This window comes from Paenibacillus sp. PK4536 (assembly GCF_028594455.2).
GTDB lineage: Bacteria > Bacillota > Bacilli > Paenibacillales > Paenibacillaceae > Saccharibacillus > Saccharibacillus nuruki.
In genome coordinates, this window is record NZ_CP126313.1 from 5,014,356 (window position 1) to 5,038,243 (window position 23,888).

The following is a 23,888-nucleotide window of genomic DNA, read 5'->3' on the forward strand; positions in this document are numbered from 1 at the left end:
ATTTTAATATAACGTATGCCTATTAGTTTGTAAAGAATGGCATATTATAATCCTCGTCTGCGTTCTTGATTGAGCTTAATCTTCGATTCATTGCCCTGTTCTGTCGCTTGATAAAACACTTTACGAGAAATCCCTTTCGGCAAATACTCTTGTTTGACAAAATGATTCGGGAAGTTATGCGGATACTTATATCCTTCATGCCCTAACTGTGCTGATCCTTTGTAATGAGTATCTCGTAAATGCAAAGGAACTTCAGCAGACTTGATCTCATCAATAGCCGACATTGCACTAGAGATGGCAGTATAGACAGCATTAGACTTCGGACTTTCGACAGCAAATAGAATCGCTTGCGCAATATTGAGCTTCGCCTCAGGCCATCCATTTGTACGATACGCATCTAATGCGCCTAGTGATTGAATCATCGCTTGTGGGTTAGCCAGTCCGATATCTTCACTACTGGCAGCGATTAAGCGTCTTAGGAAAGTCATCGGGTCCATCCCTAACTTTTCAACTGCATATAAGAACCAGAATAGAGCGGCATCACTAGAGCCCCGTATACTTTTGTGAAAAGCAGACAATACATCATATTGAGTCGACTCATCTGCCCTTACAATCGGACGACGAATCGATTCTTCTGCTACTTCTAGAGTGACATGAATATTGCCTTCACTGTCTGGTGGTGTAGTCACAGCAGCCAGTTCCAGCGCATTAAGTGCTCGCCGAATATCTCCATTAGCCATAGAAGCGATATGTTGTAATGCTTCTTCATCCACTTGTAATTGCATAAATCCAAGTCCACGCTGTGAATCGCTCAATGCACGCTTCATTGCAATCATCGAATGTTCTTGATTCAATGACTCTAATTGAAAAAGAGTCGAGCGACTCATCAAAGCGCCATTCACATAATGAAAAGGATTTTCAGTGGTAGCGCCTATAAAAATAATCGTTCCTTTTTCTACAGCAGGTAATAGTGCATCTTGACGAGAGCTGTTAAACCGATGGACTTCATCTAGAAAAAGAATCGTTTTGGTACCGTATAACGACTTATTCGTCTGTGCCCGTTCGATCACTTCACGCACTTCTTTAACTGTGGCTTCTACAGCATTTAGTCGTACAAATTCAGCTTGTGTATGCTTTGAAATAATGTGTGCTAATGTCGTTTTGCCACACCCTGGTGGGCCGTATAATAAGATCGATGATACTTGATCTGCTTCAATCGCACGTCGTAGTAATTTACCTTGACCGACAATCTGTTCTTGCCCTATATATTCATCGAGCGACTGTGGACGCATCCGATCTGCCAGTACACCCATACTCTCTGATCCAGAACCATTGCCACTGTCTTCATAAGAAAATAAATCCATACGTTCACATCCTATCTATACTGACTCATTTATACTGTCACATTTGTAGTGACTGTAATCACCTAGATGATTCTGATTTCGATCTATAGTAAAAGCAGGTTAACAACAACCCTAATAATTGCCTTATGCTAAACACTTGAAGGAGACGATAGTATGCAAACCATTTTATTAGATACAGTAATACCACAACAGGATAAAAAACTAACTTCGATCTACAATACCGAAGCACGTCAGATTGTTCATTTACAATTAAGTGCGAATCAAGAAATTCCTACTCACAAAAGCCCTAAGCATGTGTTCATTGTGGTCAAAAGTGGAAAAGTAGCTTTTACCGTATCAGATCAAGAAATTATACTTTCTCCTCATGAAGTTTTGATTATGGAACCTGATGAATTTCATTCTCTCAAAGCCCTTGAAGATACCTCTATTTTAGTTATCAAATCCTAAATTGGGCGAAAGAACGTCTCTTTATTTTAACATTATTTTGCACAAAAAGCAGAAAGAGAGTCCATATACAGATTCACTGTATACGGTACTCTCTTTTTAGCATTTTGACTTGATTGTATAGAATGAGTATCCTTACTCCACTCTACATTTTAATTATTGTTATCTACTAATATAATCAGGTACTTGTTGACCATGCATAATCCACAATTCGTGCAATGCACGCGTACATCCAACATACAATAATTTGGCATCCCAATCATCATTACGATAATGATCCGTATCTACATCAGTGACGATCACTGCATCAAATTCTAACCCTTTAGACAAATACACAGGTAGAATCGAATGTCCACCTTGATAAGCAGCTTTGCCTCCATCAATTAAATGGATGTCTATCCCTTGTTCAGTCAGTTGTTGATGTAGCGCTATCGCTTCATGCAGAGTACGTGTCAGAATAGCAGTTGTGCGGTACTCTTTAGCTTGCAATTGTTGCCAGTGTGACTTAATCGTCTCTACACGTGAATCCGGAAGACAAGGAATCATCTGTACCGGATCACCACTACGGAATACAGGTACAGCGGTGATACCATTTTGTACACCTTTATTCAAAATAATATTTGCAAATTCGATAATTTCCATCGTTGAACGATAACTTCGAGTTAGAGGGAAGTAATCGGTCTGCTCCGAAGCAAATAGACTGCTTATTTCTTCCCATTGGTGTACACCTCGATACGCATGAATCCCCTGCGACAAATCGCCCAGTATCGTAAATGAACTACCTCGTACATAATGATCTAATAAAGACACATGGAAAGGCGAAAAGTCTTGCGCTTCATCCATCACCACATGGTCAAAGCGATGTTCGGCTTCCATCTCATGAAGTAACGTATGGATATATACCAGCGCTGGCAGATCATCTTCACGAATACGATCTTTTTTCAATTCACTAGAAACAATTTTGATAACATCAGTCGGAATCTGTTCCCAGATCGGTTGCAGATTTTCAGTGAGACTATTACTTTTAATTGCTTTAAATAGTTGTTTATATAATGTTAACGGCTCGTATTTCGGCCATTTATTTAAGTATGCTTTTTCCCGTTGAGCTGCTTTTTTCTTACGCTCTTTACGGATAGCTTCGGAAGGCGCTATTTTTAACTGCATTTCTACCCAGCGGTGAACACGTGCCATCACTCGCTCTTTACGCTTCGCTAGTGGATAGTGTTTGTATTCATTATTGAACCATTCCAATATCTCATCTTGTGGCAAAATTGCTCCGTCCCATGGATTAAAGTCCATATCAGGAACTGCTGTCTGCTCAAGCACTTCGATATACTGACGAATCAACTGCATAAATACAAGCGATCCTTTATAACGAGAAGGGGTATGATCGGTTACAGCTGGACGATCGGTATTTTCAAACCAGTAATCATACGTCTCTGATTGAGGAACGAGACGGATATCACTTTTAAGAATCTGTTGCGCCCAGTCACTGAATGTACTTTGCTGAATATCACCTACACCCAGTTCAGGTAACACTTCTGAAATGTAGTCTAAAAACATATGGTTAGGTGCAAAAATAATCATTTTATCGGCAGATACTTGCTCTTGATATTGATACAGTAAAAAAGCTAAGCGATGCAGAGCAACGGTTGTTTTCCCACTACCGGCTACTCCTTGAATCACCAGTGCTGTATTTTTAGCGGCACGGATAATCCGATCTTGCTCGGCTTGAATCGTAGATACAATATCACGCAATTTATTATCTTTATTTTCGCCCAGACGATACACCAGAAATTCATCAGTGACCGCAGGTTCTGTACTTTCACGATCATACGTATCTGCTAGACGTTCTAACATCCGTTGATGAATCACAATATTGCGTTTCAAATAGACTAATCCTTGAATGAATCCTTCTGGAGCTTCATAGACTGCTGCTTCATCTCCGCCTGTAAATGAGTAAAACAAACTGGCAACCGGTGCTCGCCAATCAATCACTAATGGCTGATCATCCACTTCAGACTTACCTACGCCAATCTTGCCAATATACAGCGGTTGACGCGCTCCTTCTTCTCCTTCTGCAAAATCGAGTCGACCAAAATACGGTGCTTGTGCGCTTTTCGAAAGAGATTGACGTTGCTGTTCACGACCTGATTCCAAAATCTGCTCGGTAAAATCATGACCGGTATAGACAGGAATCTGGCTTAAACGCTCGAGTTGTTCATCGATCTCAACAACCGTTTGTTGCAACTTGTCTTGCTCTTCTTGATAGGCACTTTGAAAGTTGTCCTCCAATTTCAGTTACCTCCTAAGAAATCTACTTATGATCTCTTTGTTAAGCACGCAAAAAAAACAAAACGCAGACGTAACAGTAAAAAGGTACACTTCTCATGATCACTTTTTGCAAAGCGAATACGGTAGCATGTGTACTATTTTCAGGTCAGTCTGCGCTTATGTTTATAGTTTTGCCATTAACAAAGGATTTTTAATATACCACAAGCATTTTGAAAAAACTAGTTCTTTTTGGCGGAAATCTATGGATTGATTTGTTTTTAAATGCTCGCTGTGGGCATCATTCGCTTCAGAAAAGGCTTTGTTCTTGCCGTCGCTGGTGAAATGGAATCCTTTGATTAGACTGCATAGCAGTCGGGATTCCACTTCAAAGGCGACTTTCAGAACATATCCATTTCTTACGCTACGTTGGAATGAAGATTATTTTACGTTAGCAATAGCAACATCGTAAATGATTATGAGCTTATACCGATTATCTTTGAAAAGAATGATAAGAAAAGAGCATGTATCTTTGGAAGATAGCATGCTCTTTCTTATGAAAACTTACTTAGCATTGTATTTTAGAGTTCGATACCATTCTTTTCAAGCAGATCGCGGACAGTGACGCTGACCATGATGAGTCCTGCTACAGGGGGTACGAAAGCGTTACTTGCTGGTGGTTGTTTGGCTTTACGGATTTCCGGTGCATTTTCAGGCACGATTTTGTCCGTAATATCCTGACGTGGTTTCATCGGTTTTTCGGTAGAAAATACGACTTTCACGCCTTTTTTGATGCCTTCTTGACGTAATTTGGTACGAACGATACGTGCAATCGGGTCCATTTTGGTCTGCGAAATATCGGCTACCTGAAATTGACTCGGGTCCATTTTGTTAGCTGCACCCATACTCGAAATGACAGGGATTTTGCGTTCTAGGCATTGTTTGATCAAATGGATTTTATAAATGATCGTGTCTGAAGCATCGATTACATAATCGAGATCATATTTAAACAATTCTTCATACGTTTCTTCGGTATAGAACATGTTTAGTGCGATTGCGTCACATTCAGGATTGATCAATTTGACACGATCCACCATTAGATCCGCTTTCTTTTGTCCAACCGTAGTTGTTAGCGCATGAATTTGGCGATTGATGTTAGTAATATCAACCGTATCTTTGTCGATCAAAATAATACGTCCGATACCTGTACGTGCGAGGGCTTCAACAGCAATTCCGCCGACTCCACCAATACCTAACACAGCAACAGTACTATTTTTCATTACTTCCATACCTTCTGAGCCAAAAGCAAGTTCTGTACGTGAAAATTGGTTTAACATCAATATTCACTCCTTTCTTCATGAGTGGAAGACTGAACTTCATATAAATAGCTCTAATGTATTGTACGTTCTAAGAGCTATATAACAAAAGTATTCTGAGCAAGCATATTTAAAATACCCTTATATCACATTGCCCAGAATATTTTAAATGATTTTATTTATTTTCTTGTTTTTTGTCATCGCCCGGTTTTTTAGCCAATTTGATATGCAATTGTTGAAGTTGAGAAGTATCGACTTCAGATGGTGCATTCATCAATAGATCTGTAGCATTGGCTGTTTTCGGGAATGCGATCGTTTCACGCAAGTTTGTACGTCCTGCTAGCAACATCACTAGACGGTCAAATCCAAATGCAATACCGCCGTGTGGAGGTGTTCCGTATTCGAATGCATCCATCAAGTAACCAAATTTATCACGAGATTCTTCTTCTGGAAGACCCAATGCTGCGAACATTTTTTCCTGTACATCACGTTTGTAAATACGCATTGAACCGCCACCGACTTCATAACCATTCAATACGATATCGTAGGCTTGAGCACGAATTTGACCTGGATCTGTATCGAACAAATGTACATCTTCTTCACGAGGACGTGTGAACGGATGATGTTCTGCAACATAACGTTTCGCATCTTCATCGTAACCAAGTAATGGGAAGTCTACTACCCATACAAATTTGAATGCTTTCTCATCAATCAGACCTAGATCGCTTCCGATTTTCAGACGCAATGCACCCAATACATCAGCAACGACTTTTTTAGTATCCGCAGAGAATAACAACAAGTCGCCCTCTTCTGCGCCTACAGCTGCTTTAATTTGCTCTAATTCTTGCTCATTGAAGAATTTAACGATAGGTCCTTTAAGCTCGCCTTCTTTCACTTGAATCCAAGCTAGACCTTTAGCGCCATAACGTGCTGCATATGGCTCTAAGCTATCGATTTCTTTACGAGTCCATGTGCCACAACCTTTAGCGTTTAAGCACTTCACTTCTCCGCCTTTTTCAATCACAGAAGCAAATACTTTAACACCACTTGCAGCTACAATATCACTCACATTAACCAATTCTAATCCAAAGCGAAGATCTGGTTTATCTGAACCGTATTTATCCATGGCATCAGCATGTGTAATGCGTTGGAATGGAGTAGGGATATCTACATTGACCGTTTCTTTAAATAATTTCACCATTAATTGTTCCATCATATCAAGCAAGTTGTCCTGTGTTAAGAAAGAAGTCTCAATATCGACCTGTGTAAATTCCGGTTGACGGTCTGAACGCAAATCTTCATCACGGAAACAACGAGCGATCTGGTAATAACGTTCCAATCCACTCACCATCAATAATTGTTTGTAAATCTGTGGTGATTGTGGCAATGCGAAAAATTCGCCTGCATGGACACGGCTAGGTACAAGATAATCACGTGCACCTTCTGGTGAACTCTTTGTCAAAATTGGTGTTTCTACATCAATAAAGCCTTCACCATCTAAGAAATCACGGAAAATTTTAGCTGCTTTAGAACGCAACATCAATGTTTTTTGCATTTCAGGACGACGCAAGTCCAAGTAACGATATTTCAAACGAACGGATTCGTCGACTTCGATCCCATCTTCGATAAAGAATGGAGGCGTTTTGGCTGCATTCAATACTTCAATTTCAGTAATGCGTACTTCAATCTCACCTGTTGGCAAGTTTTTGTTGATCGTCTCATCTTCACGTAATACCACTTCGCCTTTAACAGCTAATACATATTCACTACGAACACGATCTGCGATTTGTAGAGCATCGCCAGAGTATGCAGGGTTGAATACAACTTGTACAATCCCTGTACGGTCACGTAGATCGATAAATAGTACGCCACCCAAGTCACGACGAGTCTGTACCCAGCCATTCAAAGTGATCGTTTCGCCAATATTGGCAGTTGTTAGTTGTCCACAGTTATGAGTCCTTAACATAAATTATTCATTCTCCTTCAAATTGAGTTGATGGTCTAACCTTGTATTGCACAAGTAAAACTATATTTATTTCAAGTGATCTGCTAACTCGTCCATTTTGACAGTTTGCTGTTCACCAGTATCCATACGTTTTAGAGCAATTTCACCACGTAGCAATTCATCTTCACCGAGAATCGCTGTATACCGTGCTTTAAAGCGATCAGCTGATTTCATCTGAGCTTTCATTTTACGTCCTAGATAATCTCGTTCTGCGGAGAAACCTAATTTACGTAATTTGAATAATTGCTTCACGACTTCTACTTCTGCCGCTTCACCGAGTGCTAGCAAATATACATCGAGTGGCTGAATCGCTGGAATATCGACTTCTTGATCTTCCAATAACAATTGCAGACGTTCCATCCCAATACCAAAGCCGATTCCTGGTTGATCCGGTCCACCGACTTCAGAGACTAACTTGGTATAACGTCCTCCGCCACCAACAGTATCAATCGCTCCAATACCTTGAGCTTTGTATTCAAAAGCAGTATGTGCGTAATAATCCAGACCACGTACAAGACGAGGATTGATCGTATAGGCTACATCCATAATTTCCAAATACTCTTTTACTTTGGCAAAATAAGCGGTACTTTCTTCATCCAAGCTATCTAGAATTGAAGGTGCATCGACGAATTTGTCATGATCGATTTTGCAATCCAAGACACGCATCGGATTACGTTCCATTCGATTTTGACAATCTTTGCACAACGTATCTCGCATAGGACGTAAGAATCCAAGCAAAGTCTCATTGTAGTTCGCTCTTGTCTCTGCGGTACCAACAGAGTTCACTTCAACAGTAACCCCTTTTAATCCTAATTCTCTAAAAAATTCTAAGCCGAGTGCAATCACTTCTGCATCAATTGCTGGATCAATCGAACCGAAAGCTTCGATACCGAACTGATGAAATTGACGATAACGTCCTGCTTGCGGACGTTCATAACGGAACATAGGACCCATATAATATAATTTGCTGACATCAGGCTCGCCATACAATTTATTTTCAGCATATGCACGTACAACACCAGCTGTCCCTTCAGGACGTAGCGTCATACTTCTGCCACCTTTATCTTCAAACGTGTACATTTCCTTTTGTACAACATCCGTTGTTTCTCCTACACCACGTTGGAACAATTCTGTCGATTCAAATAATGGTGTACGTATCTCGCGATAGTTGTAACGTCTACATAGATCGCGTGCTTGTTGTTCAACATATTGCCATTTTTCTACTTTACCAGGTAAAAAATCTTGTGTACCTGTCGGTTTTTGAAAAGCCATTTCGTATTCCTCCTTGATTCGAATCATTCTCTATTCTCTTGCTAAATGACACAAAAAAATCCCACGCCTCTGTTTATTAAAAACAGGGACGAGGGATTGGATTATTCCATTCACCCGTGGTACCACCCACATTTCGAATACAACGTTCTAAATCAAACGATAACCGCTTTATTTAGAATACAACCATTGCACTCGCTTCATTAGCGGTTAACGCCCGCTGACTACGCATGAAGTTACTTGGATTCCAAAAGGATTAGTTATACTGTAAATATCAATTTACAGCTACACGTTCTCACTTTTCTATCTTTCACATCATGTTCTCGGGGAGGTCTTTTCACAAAGGAATACAGGGAATTCTTCCAGCCATGGAATTCCTCTCTTTATCGATCATCGATACTGTATCGATCTAAGTTACTTTTCCCGTCTACAAATTCGTATATTTAAAGATTACGTTGATCTCATAATCTTATATTCTATCGTTCCAACTGTCATCTACAAAGCTTATAGTCAGAATCATGTTATATTTAACGATTGTAATGAACCACTGCACTAAAGTCAACACTTTAACTTAATAAAAATATCCTTTGCAAAAAGACTCTATCGTTATAGACAAAAAAATAACCTACAGCAACGGGCTGTAGGCCAACATAGTATGTTAAAAAGGGGGTCATAGGTACATTATAGATGGTGATTGTTAAGAGAAGATGTTTCCTATATTACAGTTTCATTACAATAGGTAAACTTTGATCATTATATTCCATAAAAAAAGTGCTACAGATGAACATTCTTCACCTGTAACACCTTTTAAACTATATATCTACTTTAAAAATAAATATTAATCTAAAATTTCTACAAACGCATTGTTTGTACGCAATGCTTGAACAACTTGTTCTACATCAGCTTCCATGACAGAAGCAGACAATACATATTTCAGATCATCATAATCTTTGTCTGTAGCATTGCTTGCACTGTAAGCTGCATCGTCATCACTACGAGGTGAATCTTCGCGATCAACATCTTCACGATCTTCACGATTCTCAATAATAGCTGTTGGAGCGACAATGCCTCCTGGACCTGCTCCAGATGGAGCCCCTGCTGTACCTACAGCGCCGCCTGTATTTGTAGCAATCGGAACGAGCGGTACTAATACTTTACCACTTTGACTAATTTGGTGAGGTAAACGTCCCACCTCAAGTTGTTTTACATTGAACGTTTGCAGACTTGTTCTAGCACCCTCTGCTTGATCTTCTGTTTGAAAATAAGCTTGAATATGTTTAGTCATTATCATTACCTCCTTGCTGTATTTTAAATACATGGTACGGACATACTATTTTAAGAAAAGAAATCTTTTCGTGGTACGTTCTACTTACAATGCTTTTAAAATTTCACGTACAAAGGCGGGCTCATCTTTAGGTGTACGAGAAGTAATAAAATTACCATCTACAATCGCTTCGCCATCTTCAAAAGTTGCTCCTGCATTGACCATATCGTCTTTGAGAGGAGGGAATGAAGTAATGGTACGTCCTTGAAGCAAATTAGCACTTGCTAAAATTTGTGGACCATGGCAAATCGCAGCAATTGGTTTTTTCGCTGTATTCACTTCCGTTACAAATTTCAGAATATCTTGATCCAAACGTAAACCTTCCGGTGAAGAACCACCAGGGATCACGACTCCATCATAATCAGCAGCGTTAACTTCACTGATTGCTTTTTCGATCGTGTATTCTTCTTTGCCGTTTTTACCTTTCACCGTTTCTCCTTTTTGGAGACCGATGATATCAACATCATGACCCGCTTTTTTCAGCTCGTCATAAGGCACCTGCATTTCGGAATCTTCAAATTGGTCTGCTAATAAGAATGCTACTTTACTCATGGGAATAGTTCTCCTTTCGTGATGCTATCTAGTTGTCTATACAGTAGAATACTGTAATTGTTCTCGCTTTCTTATTACCCTTTTCTTTTGCTCTTCTACCACAATCCATCATCTAATTGATAAATAAATAACAAAAAGAGCATTCTTCTTTACAAAAGAATGCCCTTTTATTCATCACCTATACGGTTTGTGTATCCATTAATTGTTTTTAGTGGGGCTATCAATAATCAGTGTGACAGGTCCCCAGTTCGTCAGAGACACATCCATATCTGCGCCGAAGATTCCTGTTTCAACCACAAGCCCTAACTCCCGCAAAGCATGATTAAATGCTTCATATACAGGTGTAGCCACTTCAGGACGAGCAGCATCGCTGAATCCCGGACGCTTACCTTTGCGACAATCTCCATACAAGGTAAACTGGGATACTGACAGTACCTGACCACCGATCTCCTGTAAACCTAGATTCATCTTTCCATTCTCATCTTCGAAAATACGAATTCCTGCTACTTTACCTGCAAGATACTTGGCATCTTCAACCGTATCCTGATGAGTAACTCCCACTAATACCATTAATCCTTTGCCAATTTGCCCGACAATTTCTTCATTTACGGTAACTGAAGCTTGTTTACAACGCTGAACAATCACTCTCATAAGTCTAAATCCTGCCTTTCTATAAAGAAAAGAAGCTAACGATTCCGGTGAAGGAGATTAGCTTCTTTTCAATTGGTATTACGATTAATTTATATTATTGCATAATCCGATGAACGGTATATACATCTTGAATACGTTTGATCTTATCGACTACCGATTGCAAATGATCTGTATTCCGAATCAAAATTGTCATATGAATCATAGCCATTTTGTTTTTATCGGAACGTCCAGATACCGCTGAAATATTCGTTTTGCTTTCTGCGACAGTCTGCAATACTTCATTGAGCAGTCCACGACGATCATGTCCTGTAATCTCAATATCCACACTATAGTTAGATTCAACAGCATTTTCCCAGCCCACTTCAATAATACGAGCGGCTTCACTGTTGTCACTCACATCAGGCACATTGGTACAATCGCTACGATGAATCGATACACCGCGTCCGCGTGTCACATAACCGACAATATCATCACCCGGTACAGGATTACAACAACGAGCAAACCGTACTAATAGATTATCGATTCCTTTGACGCTTACGCCATTAGTTGGACGTGGGCGTTTTTCTTCTGGCGCTGTTTTGACTTCTTTTACCTGTTCACTCAGTTCAATAATCGCCGATTCTTCTTGTTCTTTACGCAATTTTTCGGTTAAACGTGTACAGACTTGAGCCGCTGTAATGCCTCCAAATCCAATAGCAGATAACATATCTTCGCTGTCGTGAAAAGCAAACTTTTTACCGACTTCGACTAATTTATCATCTGTTAACCAGACTGAAGGTTCCAGATTTAGACGTTTGATTTCACGTTCTAAAGCTTCACGACCTTTTTCCACATTCTCTTCACGTTTTTCTTTTTTGAACCACTGCTTAATTTTACTACGTGCATGCGAAGATTGAGCAATTTTGAGCCAATCTTGACTTGGACCATAGGAATGTTTAGAAGTCAAAATCTCAATAATATCGCCTGTTTTCAAACGATGATCCAGTGGTACAATACGACCATTTACTTTAGCACCAATCGTCCGGTTACCCACTTCTGTATGAATACGATAAGCAAAATCAAGCGGTACAGATCCGATAGGTAATTCAATAACTTCTCCTTTTGGTGTGAAAACAAATACCAAATCAGAGAAAAAGTCCATTTTGAGTGATTCTACAAATTCAGAAGCATCTTTAGCTTCATGCTGCAATTCCAGAATCTCTTTGAAAAAAGGAACTTTATTTTCGATCGTTCCGGTTGTACCTTCTTTATACGCCCAGTGAGCCGCGATACCAAATTCAGCAGTGCGGTGCATATCCCATGTACGAATCTGTACTTCTGTTGGTTCGCCATTTGGACCTACCACTGTCGTATGCAAAGACTGATACATATTCGTTTTAGGCATTGCAATATAATCTTTGAATCGACCTGGCATCGGTTTCCATAACGTATGAATAATACCCAAAGTGGCATAACAATCTTTGATATTATCTACAATAATACGAATCGCTAATAGATCGTAAATTTCATTAAATTGCTTGTTTTTCATCGTCATTTTTTGATACACACTATAGATATGCTTAGGTCTACCTGAAAGATCAGCTTCTACGCCCATTTCAGATAGCTTTTCATTGATACGTCCAATCACATTATCAATATATTGTTCACGTTCTGCACGCTTTTTGTGCATCAAATTCGCAATACGATAATACTGTTGCGGATTCAAATAACGAAGAGCAATATCTTCCATTTCCCATTTAATCGCCGATATACCGAGACGATGAGCTACAGGACAGAAAATTTCAAGTGTTTCATAAGCAATACGGCGCTGACTTTCTTCAGACTGGTATTTCAGTGTCCGCATATTATGCAGACGATCAGCTAGCTTGATCACAATGACGCGAATATCTTGCGCCATCGCAATAAACATTTTGCGATAATTCTCATTTTGTTGTTCTTCTTTGGAACGGAATTTAATTCGTTCTAACTTGGTTAGACCATCAACCAGCATGGCACAATTATCGCCAAACCGGGTGCGAATTTCATCAAGGGATACGGTGGTATCTTCAACAACATCATGCAGAAGTGCAGCAATAATGGAAATGGTATCCATTTCCATACCAACAACAATATCTGCAACCGCCAAAGGATGCAAAATATAAGGTTCTCCTGACTTCCGCACCTGGCCGTGATGGGCTTGATCAGCAAACTCATAGGCTTCCCGTATGCGGTGAAGATCCTTTTCTTTAATGTAGGCGGACGCCTTTTCAAGTAATCGCTCTATGCCCATAGAATCGTTGTCGTATCCTTTCTATTTATAAATAAACATTGTGAATCCTTTTTGAGAAACGAAAGAATATCACCTGTTTTCACATCTTTTTTTAAGTTTTCAGTATTTACCAAAAATACATATCAAAATGGAACCTGCCCATATCTGTGTGGCATCAGGTTCCGAAAAGGGGATTTCCTATAATTATGCCTCTTGCACGTATCCGCGTCAACCATTCTGGATGAATGGTTTATGAAGATTATCATGCTTTTCTGAAAAACGTTATTGAAAAAAACATGCAAACTCATTAAGCTATTAAAGATATGCGTTTGATCGTTGCAGAAGACAATTGTTGTTAATGTAGAGAATACTATTTGATCAGAAGGAGTGAATAACGTGCAGCGTGAAATTCAAGTGAATGAGAAACTGCCTTTATTTCAAGGATTGCTGTTAAGCTTACAGCATCTTTTTGCTATGTTCGGAAGTACAGTACTTGTTCCTAATCTGTTCCATGTCGATCCAGGTATGATTTTGTTGATGAATGGTATAGGTACCCTGCTTTATATCTTGATTTGTCGGGGCAAAATTCCTGCGTACCTTGGTTCTAGCTTTGCATTTATCGCACCGGTAACGCTTGTATTAACCAAATACGGTTTTGATGAGAATGGTTACTCACTTGCGTTAGGTGCTTTTATTGTAACAGGTGTTATCTTCGCTCTCGTGGCTCTTATTGTAAAATATGCAGGTACAGGTTGGTTAGATATCGTCTTCCCTCCAGCAGCGATGGGTGCTATTGTCGCTCTGATCGGACTTGAACTGATTCCTGTCGCTGCACAGATGGCTGGATTTATCGCTCCTTCAGGTGCAGATGCAAGTACATGGGCTCCTGATATGAAAGTCATTACGCTATCGTTAATCACGCTTGGTGTCACGCTACTCGGTGCTGTGACTTTTCGTGGATTCCCCAAAATCATACATATTCTGATTGGTATTGCAGTCGGCTATGGACTTGCTTTTCCAATGGGTCTAGTCGATACAACCAAAATTCAGGAAGCAAGCTTTATTCAACTGCCACAGGTCGTTACGCCTTCTTTTAACTGGTCTGTCATTTTGACGATTATTCCTGTCGCTTTGGTCGTTATTGTTGAACACGTAGGTCACTTGCTTGTAACAAGTAATATTGTAGGCAAAAACTTATCCAAAGATCCTGGGCTTCATCGCTCTCTATTAGGAAACGGTATTTCAACGATATTGTCTGGCTTTGTCGGTTCCACACCGAATACAACATACGGTGAAAATATCGGTGTTATGGCATTAACGAAAGTGTATTCTATCTATGTGATTGCAGGAGCTGCTTTATTTGCTATCGTCCTTTCGTTCTCAGGTACATTTACAGGAGCGATCTCTGCGATTCCTCAACCTGTTATGGGCGGTGTATCTCTTCTTTTATTCGGAGTAATTGCCGCGTCAGGTCTTCGGATTCTGGTCGAACAAAAAGTCGATTACTCTAAAGCACAGAATATGCTACTTACCACAATGGTACTGATCACAGGTCTAAGCGGAGCGACTTTAAAATTCGGTTCTGTTGAGTTAAAAGGGATGGCGCTTGCGACGATTGTCGGTATTCTACTCAGTCTATTTTTCCGTATACTACATGTGACAGGATTATCCAACGATAAAGATGATCCATCTATGCCTGCCAAAAATCCAGATTGATCTATTGATCTATTTGTCTGATTCCTATTCCCCTAAATCAAATAAAAATTATTAATAAAAAGACTACCTTTAACGTACAGAATACTTGTACAAAGGTAGTCTTTTTTATTGAATAGTATTACTTTTTTCTTTGTAGATACAGCCTACTTTGTATTTTCTGTTCGAGATATACGGTCGTTATGACCATCCCAAGCAAGTCATTTTCTTATAATACGAGTCATTTACCATACTGAATATATGGTATCTGATTAACGCTCACATCTGTTCGCTCGACGTGTTATAGGAAAATAATTTGCTTATTTTTTGAGTCTGAAAATACGTGCGATTCCGTTATGAATCCATTTCGATTCTTTCGTCATCAATGGGCCTAAAATCGCCAAGATCAAAACATAGATAGCAGCAAAAGGTTGTAAGATAGCAGCAAGTCCACCTGCTGCGCCTAGATTGGCTACAATAATTGAAAACTCACCACGTGACATAATCGTTAGTCCTACATTCGATGAAGATTTAGGTGATAAATTAGCCGTTTTTCCTGCTAACATCCCTGCTGAGTAGTTACCAATCATCGTCAAGATCACAGCACCTATCGCCAACCATACTGCATTTCCACCTAAGGACAATGGATCAATCGTCAGTCCAAAGCTAAAGAAGAACAGTGCGCCAAAGAAATCGCGGAAAGGTAAAATAATTTTTTCGATCCGATGCATATGCGAAGTTTCAGCAAGAACAAGACCTACTAATAAAGCGCCGATTGCTTCTGCGACATGAATCGTTTCGGAAAATCCAGCAATTAAAAATAAAGCAGCAAATACAGTACACATAAAAATTTCATTCGAAGGAATATTGAGTACTTTATTTAATAGTGGTACAGCTTTGCGTCCAACAACCAGGATCAATAACATATATCCAAGTGCCAGAGCAGCAGAAAGGAGAATACCACCAATTGAAGTTGCTCCACTTAACAAGAGACCGGAGAGCACCGACAGATATACAGCTAAAAATACATCTTCAAACATAATAATCCCGAGGATCATTTCTGTTTCTGGATTAGCAGTACGCTTCAGATCAACTAACACTTTAGCTACAATAGCGCTGGAAGAGATTGTTGTAATCCCTGCAATCACCAATGTTTCTTTGATGCCAAATCCGGTAGCAAAACCGAACAGCAATCCCAGTGTAAAGTTAATTCCAATATAGATCGTTCCGCCAATCGCTATCGATTTACCAGCTTTGACCAACCGACCTACCGAGAATTCGAGTCCCAGATAGAACAGTAAGAAAATGACGCCGATCTTTCCCATAAATTCAATCAATTCAGCACTTTGAATAAATCGAAAATCCAAAATGCCGAATACTGGTGCATGAGGTCCTACAGCCATTCCCGCTAAAATATAAAACGGAACTACCGAGAACTTCAGTTTGGATGCTAGTAATCCTGCTAGAGCGACTAACAGAACAGCAATCCCAATCTCAAAAACAATATAGTCCATATTATCCAGACCCCCTCTCAAGCAATTGCTTAAGAATCTGAATACCGCTACGCTCACCAGCAACGACAAGAGTATATCCTTCTTGTAGTACATATTCGGGTCCTGGACTGATCTTCTGCTTACGACTTGATTCGATACTCGCTATGATCACAGTACCTGTACTTTCACGAACAGCCAGATCGCCTATCGTTTTACCCAAGCAATCCATATTTCTTTTCAATTTGTACCATTCGATACTTAATTGAGACAATGATAATTCTGCTTGTTCTAGTCCACTAGGTCGATAGCTCATCCCACCAATAATGCTTGCAATCTGGCGAGCTTCTACATCTCCAAGTGTAACCACCAACTCATAGTCTTCCGGGCTGTCCGGTGGATTGTGAAAAATCTCGCGCTTCCCATCTTCATGCACAATGATCGATATTTTCTCACTCTCATCAGTTTCTACTGAAAATTTCCTGCCAATACCGGGTAAGTCCGTCTCACGAATGTTAGCCATACTTCCCCCTCCTTTATCTGTAAAATAGCATGACTAATCTATACAGAAATAACTGTACATACCGTATGCTTCTACAATGTTATACGTGCTTCTATCCCTTAGGTTTCATAAAAATCTCATTTTAGACCAATTTAGCTCAAAAAACGCCAAAAAACCCGATTTACCAATAATAGTTATTGGCAATCGGGTGTTATTACAACACTTTTTATATATGCAACTTTTTATTTCCCGGGAAATGCTCCGTTTTAGAACGGATATTGTGTCAATGTGAACACATCAACGTCCGGTAATTTAGCACGACCATTCAAGTCTTGTAACTCGATCATAAATGCTGTACCTACTACATTGCCGCCCAATTGACGAATCAAGTGGATCGATGTAGCAATAGTACCACCTGTTGCTAGCAGATCATCAGCAATCAGAACATTTTGTCCTTCGGTGATTGCATCTGCATGCATAGCTAGGCTATCTTGACCATACTCAAGAGCATAATCTGCTTGAATCGTTTTGTAAGGAAGTTTACCTGCTTTACGAATAGGTACAAAAGCAACACCTAATGCATAAGCAAGTGGAGCACCTACAACAAAACCACGTGCTTCTGGCCCAGCAATCACATCAATTTGCAAATGCTCTACCATTTTTTTTAGTTCATTGATAGACTGTTGATAAACAGGTCCATTTTGCATCAAAGTGGTGATATCTTTAAAACTGATTCCTTCTTGCGGGAAATCAGGAATCACACGAATATAATCTTTAAAATCCAAAAAAATCTCCTCCTCAAAATAAAAACCTCTGCAACCTTATACTTCTTTTTATGACGCGCCTTGCATGCGGGAAATCATCCATGATGTTAACTGCGGCAGATCACTTTCACATAACATATATTCCATTTCAGCCAGCTCGCTAAGTTCCTGATACCGCTTCGAACTATCCAGAGGACGTTTGGAAGGAGAAGTATTGACTGTAACCTTCCCTTGTTCCCGAATAATAAATTCCAGTTCCTCGAATACTTCCAGCATAAGCTGTACCATTCTTATCGAACTGGATGTTTTCTGACTCAGGTAAGGAATAAGCTCATCTTCACGAACAAATTGCTGATTGCTTTTGACAAGCCATCCATAGATCAATTTAAATTGATCTCGATCAGGTATTTGCAGAAGTTCCTGCTGTTGCCGCTTATCATGGAGAAGAATGATATTTTCAAGAGAAGTGAACTGGGCAAAAATCATATCCAACTGCCCTGTATGCGCTGGTAAAGACAATACACATAATGTGCGTACAGCCTCTGCACCATATTGCATAGAAATAGTATTACTAGCGACAATGCCAGCCTTTCTATCATAACCCCAAAGGGATACATCACACAATTGGCTTTTTGATAAATGTTCATCTTCTTCACTTAAGATCGCCCATTGTCCTTGTTCAGTCGCCATATAACGCCCAAATTGTTGCCGAACCTGAGTTAATTCGCTATCCATCGCTTGGCAATCCCGTCGATCCCAGATCTGTAGACCCGGAACAGCAATATCTTGCACCATCAATTGGGGCTTACGATTACCACGCCATTCATTAATACTCGTTTCGGCAAGCAGATCAATATGATCTCCTTCTTTTAGTAGACTCGCAAGTTCTCCTTTGCCAAAAGCCACACCTTCGATCATCGTATCTCCTTGCTCGACCACCAAGCGAAGATGAGTACCTGTTTTACCGATCGTTTTGGCTTGAATGACTGTAACTCCACGTAACACAATCCGAGGTAATGGATTAGACATTCCAAAGGGAGCCAATTGATCTAATTCCTCAATCGCTGATAAAGACAATTCTTTTAATTCACATTCACAATCAGCCTGCGTTTGTGGAACCAACTCAGTTTCAGTCAAAATCGTTGCTGCTCGCTCATTCAAAGCTTGGCGAAAAGCAGCCAATTGATCTCGATGTAGGCTCATTCCTGCCGCTGCTGGATGTCCTCCAAAATGATCCATTAAGTCTGAACAGTTCAATAATGCTTGATAAATATCATACCCATCAATAGAACGAGCAGATCCTTTACACATCCCTGTGACGGGATCGATTCCAAGAACAATAGTCGGACGGTAATAACGATCTAATAATTTAGAAGCTACAATACCGACTACACCCGGATTCCAACCTTCTCCAGCTACGACAATCACATCTGGAATAGCTTTGGTCTGTCCTTCATATCCTTGTTCAACCATTAGATGAGCTTCTTGAGTAATCGTGTTGACTAGCTCCTGACGAGATTTATTCAATTGATCCAATTCATGAGAAATATAATTTGCTTGTTCTGTATCTGTAGCTGTTAACAACTCAACTGCTCGCATTGCATGTTCCATTCGTCCACTCGCATTAATACGAGGAGCCATGGCAAAAGCAATATGAGTAGCCGATACTTGCTCATGTTCAATCCCTGCTACATCCATTAAAGCTTTGATGCCTACAAAAGAACTGTTTTTCATTTTTTCTACACCTGCACGTACCATCATACGGTTCTCGCCTTCAAGTGGCATCAGATCAGCTACCGTACCGATAGCGACGATTTCTAACCATTGTTCAGGCATAGAACCTATTAGCGCATGCGCAAGCTTAAAAGCAACTCCAACTCCTGCTAACCCTTTGAACGGATAAGGACAGTAAGGTAACTTGGGATTCACCAGAGCATAGGCTTGTGGCAATACAGCAGGCGGTTCATGATGATCGGTTACAATCACATCTATGCCATATTGTGAAGCATGTGCTATTTGTTCTACTGCACTAATACCCGTATCTACTGTAATAATCAATGTCACACCTTGAGCATGAGCTTGATCAATTGCATGTTGATGTAGCCCGTATCCTTCTTTGGAGCGATGAGGAATATACGTATCGAAATCAGCCTTCAAATGACGTAACAGATAGATCATTAACGTTGTACTGGATACACCATCTGCATCGTAATCTCCATAGATCCATATTTTCTCATGTTGATCCAGAGCTTGACGAATACGTGCTACAGCTTCTGTCATACCTGCGAGCAAGTACGGGTCATGAATATCTTCCCGACTTCCATGAAGAAAATCTAGAGCTTTTTGTTCCTCTGTATAGCCTCTACTCGCCAAAAGGGTAGACATCAATGAAGATATGCCTAACTGATTAGCAAGAGACTGTGAAATCGTCTGATCAGGACGACGAATATTCCAATGATATTGTGAATGAATCATGGGGTTCCTCCTTATTGAAGCATACCATTTCCAGATGTATCTCTACTTTGTGTCAGTTCATAATTTGATTTGTAAGGATATCCCCCGTTATAAGGAACCACCTGTACTTGTACACTACTGACATGTGCAAACCGACTCAGTAATAAATTTTTGGCATACTCTGAAATTTCTGCTGCTTCTCGAACAGTAATTTGTGGATTCACACTGATTTTGAGATCGATTTTGACACTATCTCCTACTTCTTGTGCTTTCAATTCTTCAACTGTAATAACACCCTGTACACGTTGTACAGTATCCATAAAATCGACAGCATCCTGTTGATCTAATTCTTGTACAAGTGATCCATAAATAGAGTGCTTGGCAATACGATATCCTTGTCGCCATACAATTCCAGCCACCAGAATCGCAGAAATCGGTTCGATATAATACAGTTGATCAATATTCAGTTCCAAAGCAGCAATCGTACTTAACATCCCTGCAAGTACCAGAATTGAAGAGTATAACGAGTAACGATGATTATCAACATCATCAGCTAACCGAGCATTTTTTTGTTTTTTCGCATAACGATAGCGATAACGGAATACGGCTTCATTGATAGCAATAGATAGAAATACAGGAATAATCGCATATGGCTTCGGATCAGGAGTCGCTGAAGACATCAGATCACGCACAGCTGAAATACCAATTTCTAATCCACCTAACAATAACAGCACAGTAATCATTAAATTTGCAAAAGGAGCCCCTGTTTTAGCAGGTGGAGCAGTGGTACCTGTACGCCCATTTTGACGTGTATGACTTTTTGCGGTTGTACCATTATTCGATAAACGATCGACAAGACTACTTGCCGCTGTAGAAGCTGTATATAATGCATCTCCCATTAATGCTTTATTGTTTGCAATATAGCCGGTAACCCCTTTGACAATAGCTAAGCCAAGTCCGGTAATAACCGATGTCCAAAACACCTTTTCCCCTTGATGGATATCTTGGTTCTTCACGAGTTTCCCTCCTAAAACAACATAAAGCCGCGTCTGTAACAGGACGCGGCTTCAACATGTTGGACTTGCAATGTTACGCCGTCGTTTTAGACGGTGTTTTCGCTTTTGGTTTTTGTCTGTTTTTAAGCAACAACCACAATGGGCTTGCAATAAATACAGAAGAATAAGCACCAAAGACAAGACCAAGAATCATTGCTAATGAGAACATACGAATCGATTCACTACCGAATATGAACAAACATACGCAGGCGATAAATACAGTTAATACTGTATTTAGTGAACGAGTCATCGTCTGAGAAATACTGTTGTTAACGATGGTTTTAATATCTCCACTTTTCTTCTGTTTAGAGAAACGTAGATTTTCCCTGATACGGTCAAAGATAACGACGGTATCATTCAGCGAGTAACCAATAATCGTTAAGATCGCTGTAATAAAGGTAAGATCCACCTCTAGGCGGAAGATAGAGAAGATCGCAATAACGATAAACGCATCATGGAGCATGGCTACAACTGCTGCAACCGCAAAGCGCCATTCAAAACGAATCGTAATGTAGATAATAATACCCAAACTTGCTGCTAATACTGCCCACAAAGCGTTACGTTCTAATTCTTTTGCAATCGCTGGATCAACGGTGTTGACTTCAAAAGAAGCTCCACTATCCAACTGTTTGTTAAATGCTTGTTTGAATTGATTTTCCTGCGTATCGGTTAGTACTTTTTCAAAACGAACATTCATCCGTCCGTCACCGATCGTAATACTAGGATCATCACTCAGTTTTAATGCTTCAACCACAGGTTGAGCTTGCGCTTCTGTAATAGGTTTGGTCAATGTCACATCCACATTAGAACCTGAACGGAAATCAACACCATAATTCAATTTGAAGATTGCTAGACTCAAAATACCAAGTACGATCAAAATGATCGAGAACGTATAGAAGTATTTACTGATTTTGATAAAATCATAATTCCACTTAAAGCGCACTGCGTTCACTCTCCTTTACACCGAACGACTTCGCTTTGGTAATAATCTTTCCTTTAAGAAGCAAAGATAGCAAGAAGCGAGAGAAGAACACATTCGTCAAAATACTCACTACAATATTAAGAATCAATACTAATGCAAAACCTTTTACTGCGCCTGTACCCAATGCGAACATTACAGCACCGGCAATAATAGTGGTTATATTTGCATCCATAATCGTTCCGAATGAATTGCGTCCACCTGCTTTAAATGCAGACAATAAGCTCTTACCGCTACGAAGTTCATCTTTGATCCGTTCGTAGGTAATAATATTCGCATCGACACCCATACCAACCCCGAGAATAAAGGCTGCAATACCTGGCAAGGTTAATGTAAAGTCGCCTGCAATAAAGATCATAACCAATAACCAGGTATGAACAATAATACAGAATCCTGCAATAAGACCAGGAACACGATAAATAAGAGCCATGAATAACAGGATCAAGATCGAACCAATCACACCTGCTAGTAATGTATCTTTCAATGATTGTTGACCCAATGTTGCGCCAACACTTTGAGAATACACTTCTGTCAATTTAAGTGGCAATGCACCCAAGTTGATTTGGTCTTTCAGTTGTTGTGCTTCTTCTTGCGTATACGTACCTGTAATAACCGCTGTTCCATCTGAAAGCTCACCTTGTACTGTAGGAGCAGACAGCAATTGATCATTTAGGAAAATAGCTAAGTTTTTACCTGTCAAACGTTTGGTGATCTCAGCAAATTTACTTGCATCTTTCAACTTAATAGCAATTTGTGGCTCATTCAGTTGAGTGTATGAAATCGATGCTCCATTTTCTGTGAAATCATTACCTGTCAATTCTACTTTACAATATACTTTAAGCGGATCTTGTGCTGCTGGATCCTGCTCTGCTGCGCCATTGTATGTATCTCCAGGGGCAGTTGTAGCTTCTCCGGTTGTAGGATCAACATTAATTTCTTGTGTTGCTCCTGCCGATTGAGCCGATACTTCATTGCTGTCTTTGGAAGTAGACTTGCTAGTAGCATCTGATTTTTTAGATTCAGTTGCTGTTTTACTTGTAGCTTCGTCTTTTTTGGCAGAAGAATCTGTTGTACAGCCATCTGCACTACGGAAAGTCAATTCCGCTGGTTCTTTCATCGTTTGGCGAACCGTTGCTTCGTCAGTAACTCCAGCAATTTTCAGACGAATACGATCTGTACCCTCTGTTGTAATTTCTGGTTCACTGGTTCCCAAAGCATTCGCACGTTGTTCCAAACTTTTTGCTGTTTGCAATAGTGATTCCCTGGTGACTTGTTCCCCCTGCGTGGTTGGCGTAGCCTGATACAAAATCTCAAAACCGCCTTTAAGGTCAAGTCCTAGACGAACATCCTTAAATAACGGTGTCGTTGCGCCAATAACTCCAGCAACGACGAGCATAACGACTACGAAGCTGATGATTCTTTTCATCCCGTATGTGGTTCCCCTTTCATTCTCAATATTCCTATTATAGCGATGGCACAAATTACAGTCAATTTACCACTGGTCTGCA

Annotated in this window: 18 protein-coding genes; 2 read left to right on the forward strand and 16 right to left on the reverse strand. The window is 40.0% G+C overall.

Features of this window, described 5'->3' with window-relative positions; translation table 11 throughout:
* Positions 1-44 precede the first annotated feature (44 nt).
* Positions 45-1,364, reverse strand: a complete 1,320-nt coding sequence (locus PO903_RS22160; protein ID WP_069329179.1) for a replication-associated recombination protein A — start codon at positions 1,362-1,364, stop codon at positions 45-47.
* A 153-nt stretch (positions 1,365-1,517) separates the two neighbouring features.
* Between PO903_RS22160 and PO903_RS22165 the strand changes: the two genes are divergently transcribed.
* Positions 1,518-1,811: a cupin domain-containing protein gene (locus tag PO903_RS22165; RefSeq protein ID WP_083243621.1), complete on the forward strand. Its 294-nt coding sequence runs from the start codon at positions 1,518-1,520 to the stop codon at positions 1,809-1,811.
* Positions 1,812-1,970: 159 nt separating this feature from the next.
* Here the strand turns inward: PO903_RS22165 and PO903_RS22170 are convergent, their stop codons facing one another.
* The 8 genes from PO903_RS22170 to PO903_RS22205 form a co-directional block, all read right to left on the reverse strand.
* Positions 1,971-4,103, reverse strand: coding sequence for a HelD family protein (locus tag PO903_RS22170; RefSeq protein ID WP_273594593.1), 2,133 nt, complete (start codon positions 4,101-4,103; stop codon positions 1,971-1,973).
* Between the two features lie 557 nt (positions 4,104-4,660).
* A complete protein-coding gene (locus tag PO903_RS22175; protein ID WP_069329176.1) occupies positions 4,661-5,416 on the reverse strand; it encodes a tRNA threonylcarbamoyladenosine dehydratase in 756 nt (251 codons plus the stop codon).
* 154 nt (positions 5,417-5,570) lie between these two features.
* Complete coding sequence (aspS, locus tag PO903_RS22180) at positions 5,571-7,361, reverse strand: aspartate--tRNA ligase (RefSeq protein ID WP_273594594.1); 1,791 nt, start codon at positions 7,359-7,361, stop codon at positions 5,571-5,573.
* A 66-nt stretch (positions 7,362-7,427) separates the two neighbouring features.
* Complete coding sequence (gene hisS, locus PO903_RS22185) at positions 7,428-8,672, reverse strand: histidine--tRNA ligase (RefSeq protein ID WP_069329174.1); 1,245 nt, start codon at positions 8,670-8,672, stop codon at positions 7,428-7,430.
* An 835-nt stretch (positions 8,673-9,507) separates the two neighbouring features.
* Positions 9,508-9,954, reverse strand: coding sequence for a hypothetical protein (locus PO903_RS22190; RefSeq protein ID WP_137223278.1), 447 nt, complete (start codon positions 9,952-9,954; stop codon positions 9,508-9,510).
* 84 nt (positions 9,955-10,038) lie between these two features.
* Positions 10,039-10,545, reverse strand: a complete 507-nt coding sequence (locus tag PO903_RS22195) for a type 1 glutamine amidotransferase domain-containing protein (protein WP_069329172.1) — start codon at positions 10,543-10,545, stop codon at positions 10,039-10,041.
* A gap of 198 nt (positions 10,546-10,743) precedes the next feature.
* Positions 10,744-11,196 (reverse strand): D-aminoacyl-tRNA deacylase, encoded by a 453-nt coding sequence (dtd, locus tag PO903_RS22200; protein ID WP_273594595.1) that lies wholly within the window; start codon positions 11,194-11,196, stop codon positions 10,744-10,746.
* A gap of 94 nt (positions 11,197-11,290) precedes the next feature.
* Positions 11,291-13,465: a RelA/SpoT family protein gene (locus PO903_RS22205; RefSeq protein WP_069329170.1), complete on the reverse strand. Its 2,175-nt coding sequence runs from the start codon at positions 13,463-13,465 to the stop codon at positions 11,291-11,293.
* Positions 13,466-13,840: 375 nt separating this feature from the next.
* Here PO903_RS22205 and uraA point away from each other — a divergent pair, with 375 nt between their 5' ends.
* The gene (gene uraA, locus PO903_RS22210) at positions 13,841-15,160 is read left to right on the forward strand and encodes a uracil permease (protein WP_273594596.1); all 1,320 of its coding nucleotides are present in this window, start codon (positions 13,841-13,843) and stop codon (positions 15,158-15,160) included.
* 296 nt (positions 15,161-15,456) lie between these two features.
* On the opposite strand, the gene PO903_RS22215 is transcribed toward uraA, so the two are convergent.
* The 7 genes from PO903_RS22215 to secD form a co-directional block, all read right to left on the reverse strand.
* Positions 15,457-16,650, reverse strand: a complete 1,194-nt coding sequence (locus PO903_RS22215) for a cation:proton antiporter (RefSeq protein ID WP_069329168.1) — start codon at positions 16,648-16,650, stop codon at positions 15,457-15,459.
* 1 nt (position 16,651) lies between these two features.
* Entirely contained in the window at positions 16,652-17,149 is a 498-nt protein-coding gene (locus PO903_RS22220; protein WP_069329167.1) for a cation:proton antiporter regulatory subunit, read from the reverse strand.
* Positions 17,150-17,394: 245 nt separating this feature from the next.
* Positions 17,395-17,913, reverse strand: coding sequence for an adenine phosphoribosyltransferase (locus PO903_RS22225; RefSeq protein WP_069329166.1), 519 nt, complete (start codon positions 17,911-17,913; stop codon positions 17,395-17,397).
* Positions 17,914-17,961: 48 nt separating this feature from the next.
* A complete protein-coding gene (recJ, locus tag PO903_RS22230; protein ID WP_273594597.1) occupies positions 17,962-20,367 on the reverse strand; it encodes a single-stranded-DNA-specific exonuclease RecJ in 2,406 nt (801 codons plus the stop codon).
* Positions 20,368-20,378: 11 nt separating this feature from the next.
* Positions 20,379-21,362: a cation diffusion facilitator family transporter gene (locus PO903_RS22235; RefSeq protein ID WP_069329164.1), complete on the reverse strand. Its 984-nt coding sequence runs from the start codon at positions 21,360-21,362 to the stop codon at positions 20,379-20,381.
* Between the two features lie 73 nt (positions 21,363-21,435).
* Positions 21,436-22,344, reverse strand: coding sequence for a protein translocase subunit SecF (gene secF, locus PO903_RS22240; protein ID WP_069329163.1), 909 nt, complete (start codon positions 22,342-22,344; stop codon positions 21,436-21,438).
* Complete coding sequence (secD, locus tag PO903_RS22245; RefSeq protein ID WP_069329162.1) at positions 22,334-23,806, reverse strand: protein translocase subunit SecD; 1,473 nt, start codon at positions 23,804-23,806, stop codon at positions 22,334-22,336. Before secD ends, secF begins: the two co-directional genes overlap by 11 nt.
* Positions 23,807-23,888: the final 82 nt, after the last annotated feature.

Coding starts and splice junctions, on each gene's coding strand:
- hisS (WP_069329174.1), bottom strand. CDS start 8,672: ATGGCTTTTCAAAAACCGACAGGTACACAAGATTTTTTACCTGGTAAA.
- aspS (WP_273594594.1), bottom strand. CDS start 7,361: ATGTTAAGGACTCATAACTGTGGACAACTAACAACTGCCAATATTGGC.
- PO903_RS22215 (WP_069329168.1), bottom strand. CDS start 16,650: ATGGACTATATTGTTTTTGAGATTGGGATTGCTGTTCTGTTAGTCGCT.
- secD (WP_069329162.1), bottom strand. CDS start 23,806: ATGAAAAGAATCATCAGCTTCGTAGTCGTTATGCTCGTCGTTGCTGGA.
- PO903_RS22175 (WP_069329176.1), bottom strand. CDS start 5,416: ATGTTAAACCAATTTTCACGTACAGAACTTGCTTTTGGCTCAGAAGGT.
- PO903_RS22190 (WP_137223278.1), bottom strand. CDS start 9,954: ATGACTAAACATATTCAAGCTTATTTTCAAACAGAAGATCAAGCAGAG.
- PO903_RS22220 (WP_069329167.1), bottom strand. CDS start 17,149: ATGGCTAACATTCGTGAGACGGACTTACCCGGTATTGGCAGGAAATTT.
- PO903_RS22205 (WP_069329170.1), bottom strand. CDS start 13,465: ATGGGCATAGAGCGATTACTTGAAAAGGCGTCCGCCTACATTAAAGAA.
- recJ (WP_273594597.1), bottom strand. CDS start 20,367: ATGATTCATTCACAATATCATTGGAATATTCGTCGTCCTGATCAGACG.
- PO903_RS22195 (WP_069329172.1), bottom strand. CDS start 10,545: ATGAGTAAAGTAGCATTCTTATTAGCAGACCAATTTGAAGATTCCGAA.
- PO903_RS22160 (WP_069329179.1), bottom strand. CDS start 1,364: ATGGATTTATTTTCTTATGAAGACAGTGGCAATGGTTCTGGATCAGAG.
- PO903_RS22165 (WP_083243621.1), top strand. CDS start 1,518: ATGCAAACCATTTTATTAGATACAGTAATACCACAACAGGATAAAAAA.
- dtd (WP_273594595.1), bottom strand. CDS start 11,196: ATGAGAGTGATTGTTCAGCGTTGTAAACAAGCTTCAGTTACCGTAAAT.